A 14134-nucleotide genomic window follows, 5' to 3' on the forward strand; every position below is an offset into this window, starting at 1 on the left:
ATCTGATAATCTATCTGATCTAAACGATTCAATCCTTATAAAAGCAATTTTTTATTTTAACATAACCCGGATACAAACGCCATCAATTCATCTACTTCAAACGGTTGTCCTTGTACCTTGTTATATTGTTGAAATGTTAGACCTTCTAATTGTGAGCGTAAATAAGATGCAAACTGACCACCATTCAACTCACACACAATAATCTTTGAATAATGGGATAAAACGTCATACGTATTCTTTGGCAAGGGCATAATGTAATTAAAATGAGCCAAAGCAACTCGTTTTCCTGCATCAATCAATTCATCTACTGCAGTACTAAGATGCCCATAAGTACTCCCCCAACCTACCAATAAAACATCTGCATTTTGATCTCCATAAATAGAAAGATCAGGAATATAATCGGCTATTTTTTCTATTTTCGCACGACGTAAATCCACCATTTTCTGATGGTTCATCGGGTCGGTCGAAATTTCACCGGATACATCATTTTTTTCTAACCCTCCGATACGATGCATGAATCCTTCTGTACCGGGAACCATCCAGTATCTGTTAAGTTTTTCTGAATCACGCATATATGGACTCCATTCATCTGCCGACATCGGAGCCCTGGGTGCCACAATTTCAGGAAAATTACTCAACGAAGGTAATTTCCACAAAGCTGTCCCATTGGCAATAAAACCATCCGTTAAAAGAATAACAGGCGTTACATGCTCAACAGCAATCTTGGCAGCCATGTACGCATAATTGAAACAATTATCGGGTGTGCTGGCAGCCATCACAACAAGAGGACTTTCTCCATTACGTCCATAAAGCGCCTGTAATAAATCTGCCTGTTCCGTTTTTGTTGGCAATCCGGTCGACGGACCGCCTCGCTGTACATCTACAATAACTAAAGGCAATTCAGCCATAACAGCTAATCCTATGGCTTCGCTTTTCAATGCTAAACCTGGTCCTGACGTGGAAGTCACAGCTAAATTCCCTGCAAAACTTGCTCCAATAGCCGTTGAAATACCTGCAATCTCATCTTCTGACTGAATCACCCGTACGCCAAGATCCTTACGAGCAGTCAGTTCATGCATAATATCCGATGCTGGCGTTATAGGATAGCTTCCCAAAAACAATTGTAAACCTGCTTTTTGTGCAGCAGCCATCAAGCCATAAGCCACAGCTTTATTTCCATTAATGCTGGTATAACGACCTTTTTCAATATGTGATTTAACGATTCGATAGGTAGATACAGCCACATGAAGATTATTGCCGTAGTTAAAGCCATCCACCAACGCTTTTATATTAGCACGTAAGACCTCCGGCTTTTTGGAAAATTTCTTCATCAAAAATTCCTGCGCTTTTTCAATTGGACGATTAAAGAGCCAGCAAATCAATCCCAAAGCAAACATATTTTTAGAGCGCAATCCTAGTTTATTATCTACCGCAATGCCCTCCATACTTCGTTTGGTCATGTCAGTCAAAGGGATTCCAAGTAATTGAATATCTAGAAGTTCTAGCTCTGAAAATGGATTGTCGGTTTTAAAAGCTGCCTTCTGTAAACCGGAAGCTGTAAAAGCGTTTTCATCATATATGATAACGCCTCCAGGTTTAACTTCCTTGGCATTCATTTTAAGTGCTGCGGGGTTCATTGACACAAGAACATCAACTTTGTCCCCGGGAGTCATCACCTTTTCTGACCCTAAGTGAACCTGAAAACCAGAAACGCCGCCTAGTGTACCTTGTGGAGCCCGAATCTCGGCCGGATAATCAGGGAAGGTTGAGATTTCATTTCCCAATATAGCAGAAAGATTAGAAAACAGGGTTCCTGTTAGTTGCATTCCATCTCCAGAATCTCCTGAAAATCGGATGACAACATGCTCCAATTCGATTATTTTATTTGACTTTGTCATAAGTAAAAAACCTTATTATAAAGCGTAAATAACTTACAAACAGAATTTTAATTGTTTTTTTAGCACAAATATCCGAGGTGCAAAGTTACATTTTTTTTGCAAAAAACAGACTCTGGCTAATTTATTCTCAAAAAAAAACTGATTGAAATCAGCCTCTCAATCAGTTTTTTGTATCTTAAATCAAATCATCTTTTATTCAAAGGTAAATACTGCTTTCGATCGCTTACATTTTTATATGCCGGTCGGATAATCCGCTTACTTTCAAAATTGAGTTCTTCAATACGATGGGCCATCCAGCCAGCAATGCGTGCCATTGCAAAAATTGGAGTAAACACTTCACGAGGTAAACCGATCATTTCGTAAACAAATCCGGAATAAAAGTCGACATTGGCACAAACTTGCTTATTAACATTCAACCCTTTGAATTCCATAAAAGTTTCAATGGCTAATTTCTCCAATAGCTCAAGAAACTCAAACTCTTGGTCTCTTCCTTTCTCATGAGCTAAATCACGGGCCATATCGCGCAAAATTACAGCACGGGGATCGGATATCGTATATACAGCATGCCCTATTCCATAAATCAAGCCTTTTCTGTTATATACCTCTTTCTTTAATATTTTCAATAAATAGGATTTAATCTCCTGCTCATCAGACCAATTATGAATAGCACCTTTTAAATGATTAAACATATCCATCACCTGAAGATTAGCTCCCCCATGCAAAGGCCCTTTCAAAGAGCCGATAGCAGCTGCTACGGACGAATAAGTATCTGTACCTGATGAACTGGTAACTCGAATGGTGAATGTTGAGTTATTTCCACCACCATGTTCTGCATGCAATACCAAAGCCATATCCAGTACTCTGGCATCCAATTCAGTATAATGATCCTGCCCTTTCAGCATATAAAGGAAATTTTCGGCAATCGATAAATTATCTTTGGGGTGGCGAATAGCTAACGTTTGCCCGTGATAATTATGCCGCATACTGTGATACGCATATGCTATGATAGTCGGAAACTTAGCAATTAAAGAGACTGCTTGCTTCATCAGGTTTTCTGGAGAAATATCATCAGCATTGTCGTCAAATGTGTACATAATCATTACAGAACGTGCCAGGATATTCATAATATCATGACCCTGCAGCTGCAAAATACTGAACTTGGATAACTCTTCAATGGAACGTTGTTCCGATATTAGAGTATTGAATGTTTTTAGTTCATCTGGAGATGGTAAATACCCTGCAAGCAGCAAAAAAACAGTTTCTTCAAATCCGAAACGTTTTTCCTGATCAATGGACGTTGCAATTTCCTCAACATCGATACCACGATAAATCAATTTACCCGGAATAGCTTTTAGGGCAGCACCTTCCTGCCGTTCATATCCAACAACATCTCCGATTGTTGTTAATCCAACCAACACCCCGGAATGATCCTCGTTGCGCAACCCTCTTTTTACATTGTATTTTGTAAACAACTCCGTATCAATGTGGCTGGTTACCTTAATTGATTCCGTCAATTTCTGAATTAATTCATCTGTGTTCATAATCGTATAAAATTGCCCAAATGAGGTATAACACAATGTTCTGTGCAACTCATTAATGGATTATAACTTGCTGTTTTCTAAACAATTTCATCAAAGCAAAAACATGTTGCAGTGTTCTCTTAGTCCTGTATCAACAGACTGGTTCAAAATGCCGACTCTATTTTTGCTAGCATGGCATCTGCATATGCAGGGGTTGTAAGTAATGTAGCATGTTCAGTTTGCGAATATAAATCTGCCGTCATTTTACCTTCCGCCATCAAAGCTTCCAAAGCATTTTCAATTAATTTGCCTGCCTCGGTCCATCCAAGATAATCCAACATCATAACACCAGAAAGCAATAACGACGAAGGATTTGCTTTTCCTGTTCCTGCAATGTCAGGAGCAGTTCCATGAGTTGCTTCAAAAATGGCATGCCCACTATCATAATTAATATTGGCTCCGGGGGCAATTCCAATACCTCCAACACAGGCTGCCAGTTGATCGGAAATATAATCACCGTTCAAATTCATAGTTGCTATAACCGAATGATCTTCAGGATGAAGTAGTGATTCCTGCAAAAATGCGTCTGTAATTACGTCCTTAATAATTATTTTGCCCTGAGTTTTAGCGTTTTCAAAAGCCTCATCCGCTGCCCTTTTCCCATCTCTCTTTTTGATTTCCAAATAAGTAGGCCAGCAAAAAACGGCATCTCCAAATTCATTCGCAGCAATTTGATAACCCCAGTTTTTAAATGCACCTTCCGTATATTTCATAATGTTTCCCTTATGCACCAAAGTAACGGAAGGCAAATGATTGGTTATCGCATAATGTATTGCAGAACGTACCAATCGTTCAGAACCATCTTTTGATATCGGCTTTACTCCAAATGCACTGCTCTCTGGAAACCGAACTTTCGAAATGCCCATTTCATCAGTCAAAAAATGGCGGAAAATATCTGTTTCTGGTTTTCCAAGCTCAAATTCAATACCGGCATAAATATCTTCAGTATTTTCTCGAAAAATCACCATCTTTACATTTTCAGGATGCTTTACCGGAGCAGGCACTCCTTTGAACCAGCGTACCGGACGCAGACAAACAAACAGATCAAGAGTTTGACGTAAAGCTACGTTCAATGAACGTATACCTCCTCCAATAGGAGTGGTTAAAGGCCCTTTAATACCAATGCGATAGGTCTGGAAAGCCTTTAAAGTATCATTTGGCAGCCATGTCCCGGTTTGATTAAATGCCTTCTCTCCAGCCAGAACTTCTTTCCATTCTATATGACGCTTACCGTTATATGCCTTTCGTACAGCAGCATCCATCACTTGCTTTGCAGCTGTCCATATCTCAGGCCCAATGCCATCTCCCTCAATATAGGGAATGGTAGGATTATCCGGGGTTTGTATTTGGTGATTGGTAAAAGTAATTTCCATCGACTACAGCATGTTGTATAACAAAAAATATCCACTTAAGCTTCAGTAGCAGTTTCTGATTTTAACTTGTTCAAAGCACTGCCCGCCTTGAACCAATCAATCTGTTCCTGATTGTATGTATGAACAGCACGAAACTTATCTGATGTTCCGTCTTTATGATGCAAACGAACATACAAAGTCTGCGTTGGAGTAAATTCAGACAGCCCCAAAACATCTATTGTGTCGTTTTCTTGTACTTTATCATAGTCGGTAGCATTAGCAAACGTAATCGCCAGCACACCTTGTTTCTTTAGATTTGTCTCATGAATACGGGCAAACGATTTAGCCAGAATGACTTTTACGCCCAGATAACGGGGCTCCATCGCAGCATGTTCTCGTGAAGAACCTTCTCCATAATTATCTTCTGCCACCACAATTGACGATAAGTCTTTGATTTTCAATGCGCCTGCTACTGAAGAAACATGATCATATTCACCATTTAATGGATTCAATACATGATTGGTTTTCCCATTAAAAGAATTGACAGCTCCCATCAACAGATTCTTGGAAATATTGGCCAAATGACCTCTGAATCGTAACCATTCTCCTGCCATCGAAATGTGATCGGTAGTGCACTTCCCTTGCGTTTTAATCAACAAACGTAACCCAAGCAAGTCATTGCCATCCCATGAATCAAATGGTTGCAATATTTGCAGGCGTTGAGAATCCGGATGAATTTCAACCGAGACAGCATCTCCCTCATCAGAAGGCAGTAAGCATCCTTTATCTACCTGCTGAAAACCGTTTTCCGGCAATTCGCTGCCAATAGGTTCTACCAAACGCATCGAATTACCATTCTGATCTTTCAGCGAATCTGTCATTGGATTGAACGTCAAACGGCCAGCCAATGTTAAAGCAGTCACCAGCACAGGTGAAGTGACAAAATGATATGTATTGGGGTTTCCATCGGCACGTTTTGCAAAATTACGATTAAACGATGAAACGATAGAATTCTTCTTCTCAGGTTCATTGGTCTGGCGTTTCCACTGTCCGATACAAGGGCCACAGGCATTAGCCATAATTACACCTCCAAATTGTTCAAAAGGAGCCAACAAACCATCACGTTCAGCCGTAGCCCGTACTTGCTCAGAACCCGGCGAAACAATAAATTGAGCAGCGGTCTTAAGATTGGCTTGCATAGCCTGTCGTGCCACTGAAGCTGCCCGTGACAGATCTTCATAGGATGAATTGGTACACGAACCTATCAATCCTACCTCGACCTCTTCCGGATAACCTTTCTCCTTTACAATACGTACAAATTCAGAAATAGGATGTGCGGCATCCGGAGTAAAGGGTCCGTTAATATAGGGTTCTAATTGATTTAAGTCAATTTCTATCACCTGATCATAAAATTGCTCGGGTGAGTGCAAAACAGCATCATCAGCTTTCAATTCGGAAGCAATAGCTTTAGCAGCTTCAGCAATACCTTGACGTTGGGTAGCTTTCAGAAAATCCGCCGTTTTTTCATCAAATGGGAATATAGAAGTAGTCGCTCCTACTTCTGCCCCCATATTACAAATGGTAGCTCTTCCTGTTGTTGACAGCGAGGCAACACCGTCTCCAAAATATTCCAAAATTGCATTGGTAGCACCTTTTACTGTCAGAATACCCGCTAATTTCAAAATTACATCTTTGGGAGAAACCCACCCGTTTAATTTCCCGGTCAGCTTTACGCCGATAATTTGTGGCATTTTCAACTCCCACGGCATCCCAACCATCACATCAACGGCATCCGCGCCCCCAACGCCAATAGCAATCATTCCCAACCCGCCTGCGTTAGGGGTATGCGAATCCGTTCCCACCATCATAGCTCCTGGCATGGCATAATTTTCCAGTACCACCTGATGAATAATCCCTGCTCCCGGCTGCCAAAAATCAATGCCATATTTTTGACAAACCTGTAAAAGAAAATGATACACCTCATCGTTGCTGCTTAATGCTTGCGGCAAATCTACTGATGCTCCCGCTTTTGCCGTAATCAAATGATCGCAATGCACTGATGAAGGAACAGCTGTGCGTCGTTTCCCGGCATTCATAAATTGCAACAAAGCCATTTGTGCCGTAGCATCTTGCATAGCGACACGGTCAGGCAAAAAAGTTGCATAATCGATGCCCCGCCGAAACAACGGAGCTCCTTCCGCGCTGAGATGCACATATAAAACCTTTTCCGCCAACGTCAAGGGACGCTGTACTTCAGTACGTACTTTTTCCAGACGTTGCTTGAACTGTTGATAAAAAAGATCGAAATTATCTATTTTCATTCCATTTCACTTAAAGACCTGACAAATAAAGATTTCAAAGGCGTTATGCATCATCATTTCCTAAGAAAACGATCAATATCAATTGCAGCATCACGGCCTGATGCTATGGCGCGAACTACTAAAGAAGCCCCCATAGCTGCATCCCCTACAGCAAAGACCTTATCCACACTGGTGTGGTAGGCGTTATCAATAGCAACATTCTTTCGTTGCGTCAATTCTACACCAAGTTCTTGCAATAAGCCTTCGTAAACAGGGTTAACAAATCCCATCGAGAGTAATACCAATTCCGCTTTAATCACTTCTTTTTTCCCTGTCCGTGTCATGGTCATGCGCCCTTCGGCGTCTTTTGCCCATTCTACCTCTTCTATTTCAGCGCCGGTTACTTTTCCGTCTTCTCCGATAAATTTAACCGTATCCAAATTCCAGCGACGAACGCAACCCTCCTCATGAGATGAAGAGGTCTTAAGAACCATTGGATAAAGTGGCCATGGTGTATCTGGATTTTTATTTGCCGGCGGCTTTGGTAATATTTCAATTTGAGTAACACTGGAAGCTTTCTGACGAATAGAAGTTCCTACACAATCGGATCCGGTATCTCCACCACCAATCACCAGTACATTTTTCCCTTTAGCGGAAATCATAGCTGACTCGGCAATTGTCTCTCCGGCAATAATCCGGTTTTGCATTTGTAAAAATTCTAAAGCAAAATAAACTCCTTTCAATTCACGTCCAGGCACATTCAAATTACGCGGAACTCCCGACCCGATAGCAATACATACTGCATCATATTCCTTCAAAAGATCTTTAGCAGAAATATCAATACCAACATTAACCGAAGTCCTGAACGCAACTCCCTCGGCTTGCATCAGATCTAGTCGACGATCTATCACTTGTTTATGCAACTTAAAATCAGGAATACCAAACCGCAACAAACCTCCTATTGCTTCGTCCTTTTCAAACACAGTCACCGAATGACCCTTATGATTCAAACGGTTTGCACAAGCTAAGCCTGCAGGGCCTGAGCCAATAACGGCAACTTTCTTTCCCGTACGCACGGATGGCATTACAGGTTTAATAAATCCTTGTAAAAATGCTTGTTCAGCAACGGCAGCTTCATTTTCACGAATCGTTACCGGTTCTTCATGCAACTTCAACACACATGACTTTTCGCAGGGAGCAGGGCAAATACGACCTGTAAATTCCGGAAAATCATTTGTGGTTGACAATATCTTATAGGCATCAAACCATTTCCCTTTGTAAGCTAAATCTTGCCATTCAGGCATCTTATTATTTAGCGGACAAGCCCAGTGACAAAATGGTATGCCACAATCCATACAACGCGAAGCTTGCAGTTTACGATCCTCTATATTAAGCGTCTGCTCTACTTCAGAGAAATCATACACACGTTCATCTACAGGACGGTAACCTGCTTCTTTACGCATGATGGTCATAAATGCTTTTGGATTTCCCATATCTTTTATTTCCTTATTTTTGAAGTTTCAAATTCCCTGGTGTTTGCCTTCTGTAACATAATCAGGGCCCTAATTAATAATCACGTTCAACATTGGCAATTTTTGCTTCTAAAGCAGCCAGGCGTTGAGCATGCAAAACTTTCTTATATTCAATCGGCATAACTTTAATGAATTGAGTAACCGAATGTTCCCAGTCTGTCAACAGTTCTTTACCTATGGCGCTGTCAGTGTAGCGAACATGGTTTTCGATCAGTTCGGTCAGCTCTTTTATATCCAGCACATCTTCAACCAACGATAATTCTACCATTTCCATGTTGCAGAAATAATCAAATGTATTATCTGGATCCCATACATAGGCCATACCTCCGCTCATCCCTGCAGCAAAATTGCGGCCTACAGAGCCTAAAACAACCGTACGGCCACCTGTCATATATTCGCAGCAATGGTCACCTGCTCCTTCTACAACAGCTACGGCTCCACTATTGCGGACACAAAAACGTTCTCCTACCCTACCACTGATATAAACCTCACCACTGGTAGCCCCATAAAGCAATGTATTACCAGCAATAATATTCTCGTTCGACTTAAAGGTTGTCCCTACCGGCGGCACCACAATAACACGGCCTCCCGACAATCCTTTTCCTAAATAGTCATTCGCATCTCCTTCAAGACGGAACGTTAGCCCTTTAACCAGGAATGCGCCAAAGCTTTGTCCGGCAGATCCGGTGAAATTCATATTGATTGTTCCTTCAGGTAATCCGGCTTCACCGGTATGCTCCGCAATCTTACCGGATAACATTGCCCCTACGGCACGATCGGTGTTATGAATCGGATATTTCAATAGAACGGGCATTGCTGATTCAAGTGCAGTTTTAGTGGCTTTAATCAGTTGCAGATCCAACACGTCAGTAATCTTATGCTTTTGATCCACTACCTTTCTTACTGCATAACGATCAGCCTCAGCCGGACGGTAAAGGATTTGAGATAAATCCACTTTCCCAATCTTTGTATCTTTGGGATATGATTTTGCTTCAATAAGATCAGAACGGCCAATGATATCATCCAGTTTTGTGAAACCCATTTGGGCCAAATGTTCCCGTACCTCTTCAGCAAGGAAATTGAAGAAATTAACCAGATATTCATAGCGGCCTACGAAGTGTTGACGCAGCTTTTCATCCTGAGTAGCTACTCCCATTGGACAGGTATTCAAATGACATTTACGCATCAATACGCAACCTAATACAATCAGGGCACTGGTAGCAAAACCAAATTCTTCGGCACCTAACAAAGCCATCATCACAATATCACGTCCGGTCTTGATTTGACCATCTGTTTGCAAGCGTATATTTCCCCGTAAGTTATTTAACACCAAAGTTTGTTGGGTTTCAGCAAGCCCAAGCTCTGCCGGTAACCCAGCATGACGGATAGAACTCATCGGACTTGCTCCGGTTCCTCCTTCACAACCACTGATCAGGATCATATCTGCTTTTGCTTTCACAACTCCGGCAGCAATCGTCCCGACACCTGACTCAGCTACCAGCTTAACGCTGATGCGGGCTTTCGGATTTACATTTTTCAAATCGAAAATCAATTGAGCTAAATCCTCAATAGAATAAATATCATGATGCGGTGGCGGTGAAATCAACGAAATGCCAGGAATGGAGTGTCGTGTTTTAGCAATCATCTCATCTACCTTGAAACCAGGCAACTGACCTCCTTCTCCCGGTTTAGCTCCCTGAGCAATTTTAATCTGGATCTCATCAGCATTGATCAAATAATGCGTCGTTACACCAAAGCGCCCCGAAGCAACCTGTTTAATGGCGCTTCGTGCCGAAGTCCCGTCAGGACGCGGAATAAAACGGACAGGATCTTCTCCTCCTTCTCCCGTATTACTCTTTCCTCCGATCGTATTCATAGCAAGAGCCAAAGCTTCGTGTGCTTCCCTGCTGATTGATCCGAACGACATAGCGCCGGTTACAAACCGTTTCGTAATCTCTGAAGCCGGCTCAACCAGAGAAATATCAATTGGATTGCGCTTATAACTCATTAGGTCACGCAAAAAGATTGGAGAAGCTTTTCCATCAACCAATTGGGTATATTCTTTGAATTTCTTATAGCTGCCCAGCCGGGTAGCTAACTGAAGCTTTGAAATCGTTTCCGGATTCCAGGCATGTACCTCACCATTCACTCGGAATGCATAATTTCCATAGCCTTCCAGAATTTTATCATTCGGGTCTAGTTCAAAGCCCTTGCTGTGTGCTTTAAGTATTTCCTCTGTAATATCACTTAGATCAGCACCTTCAATCTTTGAATGCATTCCTCTGAAATATTTCTGCAGGAACGCATTGGATAAGCCAAGTGCTTCAAAAATTTTAGCTCCATTATAACTCTTTATGGTAGAGATCCCCATCTTCGACATAATCTTTAGTAGCCCCTTATGAATGCCTTTAAGATAATGTTTCTCGGCGGTCTCAAAATCAAGCTGAATCTCTTTTCGTGCAACCAGATCATTAAGCACGGCAAAGGCCATGTATGGATTGACTCCACTCGCACCGAAGCCTACCAGCAAAGCAATATGCATAGTTTCATATGCTTCAGCCGTTTCCACAATCAATGCAATCTGTGCACGTTTACATTTATCATTCAGATATTTATGTACAGCCGATAAAGCCAGCAATGAAGGAATAGGTGCCTTTTCTGCTGTAACACCCTTATCGGTCAATATTACGTAGTTATAACCTTCATCAACAGCCTTTTCTGCACTTTTACAAAGCTCTTCAATCGCGGCTTCCATACCGGCAGCGCCTTCCGCTACCGGGAATAACATAGGAAGGGATTTTGTGGTAAACCCTTTATATTTCAGGTTACATAGAATATCAAGTTCAGTATTCGTCAATACCGGTACCGGCAGGCGAACTACCTTGCAGTGTTCCGGTGACGGATGCAAAATATTTCCACCAATAGATCCAATGTAGTTAATGGTTGACATAACCAACTCTTCGCGAATCGGATCGATGGCAGGATTGGTTACCTGGGCAAATTGCTGCCGAAAATAGGTAAACAACCGTTGAGGTTGAGAGGACAACACAGCTGGTGGAATATCGTTACCCATAGAGCTGGTAGGCTCTGCTCCCGACAAGCCCATCGGAATCATAATCCGCTCAATATCCTCTTTATTATAGCCGAATACACGCAATAAAGTATCATAATTATCAACAGTATGCTTTACTTGTCTACCTGACGATAAACTACCTAAAACAACCCGGTTCTTTTCCAACCATTCTCGGTATGGATAGGCTGAAGCTAATTGCTCCTTCAATTCCCCATCAGAATATAGGATACCCTTTTCGGTATCTACCATTAACATTTTACCTGGACGTAACCTCCCTTTTTCCTTAATCTGGGAAGCGTCAATAGGCAATACTCCGGTTTCCGAAGCAATGACCATCATATCATTTTTAGTGATCAGGTAACGTGCCGGCCTCAATCCATTCCTGTCAAGCATACCGCCGGCATACTGACCATCCGAAAATATGATTGTAGCAGGGCCATCCCATGGCTCCATAAAAATACTGTGATATTCATAAAAGGCTTTTAGATCAGCCGAAATCGGGTTTTTATCGTTAAAACTTTCAGGAATAAGCATGGCTAAAGCGTGAGGAATACTCATCCCGCTCATAACGAAAAATTCAAGTACATTATCCAGTGTAGCACTGTCGCTCATGCCGGGTTGCACAATCGGGTCAAGTTCGTCCATTGAGCACAACAGTTCGGGATTCAATACACTTTTACGTGAACGCATCCAGCTACGGTTTCCCCTAATAGTATTAATTTCACCATTGTGTCCCAACAAACGGAAAGGCTGTGCAAGCGACCATGTAGGGAACGTATTGGTTGAAAAACGGGAATGTACCAATGCTAATGCGCTGGTAAAATATGGACTTGTCAAATCAGGGAAATAACTGCGCAACTGTATCGATGAAAGCATCCCTTTATAAATCAACTTCTTGGTTGATAAGCTGACAATATAAAATTGATCCTTATCTTTCAAATCGGATCCCAATACCTCATTCTCAACACGCTTACGAATCATATATAGTTTACGCTCCAAAAGATTCGAATCATCGCAACCAACGATAAACAATTGTTTGATCTCAGGCTCAGCTGCCAAAGCGACATCACCCAGCACATCCCTGTCAACAGGGACATTACGGATGGTAAGTATTGACAATCCCTCTTTTTCAACCTGTTTTTTCAGTATCGAGATAAAAATCTGTTGTTGCAACTCCTCCTTAGGCATAAAACATAACCCTGTACCATATTTACCTTTTTCTGGCACAGGAATGCCTTGAAGCAATATAAACTCATGGGGTATCTGTACCAGAATGCCCGCGCCGTCTCCGGTTTTGTTATCTGCACCTTCTGCTCCGCGGTGCATCATGTGCTCTAGCACCTGTAAACCGTTTTCGACAATATCATGAGATTTCCCGCCTTTGATGTTAACCACCAATCCTACACCACAACCATCACGCTCGTTGTCCGGATCGTACAATCCCTGTACCGGCGGAAAAGCAAAAGAATTTCTACTTACTTGTTTCATATTATTATCATTATTCATCCCTGTTGTCATAGCTCTCCTCGTCAAACTTCAAAATATTCTTACAGGAGCACTTCTTTCTGTCATTCTCATCAAATGACATGATTTCTATATCAGAAATATCAAATCGTTACTATTTCGAGCTTTGAAGCTACAAATATCCGCATTTTTTGCCTTAAAACAAAATTATTGCTCAAAATATAGCCGATTTTATGAAAAGACTTGATCTGTTGAGAATAAAAATACAAAGATAATCAATACGCTGATATTCTATCATTATACTGCAATAGAAAGAATCCGGGGTACCACCACATTACAATATATTTAATATAAACATATTACACCGCACAAAAATGCAAGAATATACATTAAATCAGATTAAGAGCACACTAATACTTCTTCTTATCAAAAATGTTAATGCATATAAACAATTCATTTGGTATATATATACAAATAATCAGCTATTTGCACCGTTCCATCACAACATTCACCCCCAAAACATAGAATGCTCAATTCATTATCAAAATAAAATTTCAAGATATACCCATTTAGTAATTCCGCAGCCAAAACAGAATCGATTTAACTATCATGTTTTATGTTATATACATATGATATTCCTTAGATATACCATATATATCCCATACATATACCTTAGATATCCTATAATAAAAATAATATGGAATAAGATTGTATTATCTAAGTAATATTAATGTATTAATTATGTCGCCAATGTTCATGCAGATATAACAACAAGCAAAAAAAATACAGGGAGATTTAATATCTACTTGGGATGTATCTCAGTAAAACAAAAAATCGATGATATGTAAAAAACCATAACTTTAAATGATTACCTTTGCTCAAAGCTTAACCCAGGGACGAGAGAATCTCAATGTATATTTCTAAAAGATGCATGA

General features: G+C 41.0%; 6 protein-coding genes. All 6 read right to left on the minus strand.

All coding sequences use genetic code 11. The features are described from left to right. Positions 1-56: 56 nt before the first annotated feature. The 6 genes from FHX64_RS10530 to gltB all read right to left on the minus strand — a co-directional run bounded on the left by FHX64_RS10530 (position 57) and on the right by gltB (position 13223). On the minus strand, positions 57-1898 hold the full coding sequence (locus FHX64_RS10530) for a 2-oxoacid:acceptor oxidoreductase subunit alpha (RefSeq protein WP_183413811.1): 1842 nt from the start codon (positions 1896-1898) through the stop codon (positions 57-59). A 185-nt stretch (positions 1899-2083) separates the two neighbouring features. After that, entirely contained in the window at positions 2084-3439 is a 1356-nt protein-coding gene (locus FHX64_RS10535) for a citrate synthase (protein ID WP_183413812.1), read from the minus strand. 143 nt (positions 3440-3582) lie between these two features. Next, positions 3583-4851, minus strand: coding sequence for an NADP-dependent isocitrate dehydrogenase (gene icd / locus FHX64_RS10540; protein ID WP_183413813.1), 1269 nt, complete (start codon positions 4849-4851; stop codon positions 3583-3585). A gap of 35 nt (positions 4852-4886) precedes the next feature. Continuing rightward, positions 4887-7151, minus strand: a complete 2265-nt coding sequence (locus FHX64_RS10545; protein WP_183413814.1) for an aconitate hydratase — start codon at positions 7149-7151, stop codon at positions 4887-4889. Positions 7152-7204: 53 nt separating this feature from the next. Beyond that, complete coding sequence (locus tag FHX64_RS10550) at positions 7205-8623, minus strand: glutamate synthase subunit beta (protein WP_183413815.1); 1419 nt, start codon at positions 8621-8623, stop codon at positions 7205-7207. A gap of 73 nt (positions 8624-8696) precedes the next feature. After that, positions 8697-13223 (minus strand): glutamate synthase large subunit, encoded by a 4527-nt coding sequence (gene gltB, locus FHX64_RS10555; protein WP_183413816.1) that lies wholly within the window; start codon positions 13221-13223, stop codon positions 8697-8699. Between the last annotated feature and the right edge of the window lie 911 nt (positions 13224-14134).

The organism is Microbacter margulisiae, assembly GCF_014192515.1.
In the GTDB taxonomy this organism is placed as follows: Bacteria; Bacteroidota; Bacteroidia; order Bacteroidales; family Paludibacteraceae; genus Microbacter; species Microbacter margulisiae.

What these genes read in the sequence shown, in the direction of transcription:
- FHX64_RS10545 (WP_183413814.1), bottom strand. Translation starts at nt 7,151, where the DNA reads ATGAAAATAGATAATTTCGATCTTTTTTATCAACAGTTCAAGCAACGT.
- FHX64_RS10535 (WP_183413812.1), bottom strand. Translation starts at nt 3,439, where the DNA reads ATGAACACAGATGAATTAATTCAGAAATTGACGGAATCAATTAAGGTA.
- FHX64_RS10550 (WP_183413815.1), bottom strand. Translation starts at nt 8,623, where the DNA reads ATGGGAAATCCAAAAGCATTTATGACCATCATGCGTAAAGAAGCAGGT.
- FHX64_RS10530 (WP_183413811.1), bottom strand. Translation starts at nt 1,898, where the DNA reads ATGACAAAGTCAAATAAAATAATCGAATTGGAGCATGTTGTCATCCGA.
- gltB (WP_183413816.1), bottom strand. Translation starts at nt 13,223, where the DNA reads ATGAAACAAGTAAGTAGAAATTCTTTTGCTTTTCCGCCGGTACAGGGA.
- icd (WP_183413813.1), bottom strand. Translation starts at nt 4,851, where the DNA reads ATGGAAATTACTTTTACCAATCACCAAATACAAACCCCGGATAATCCT.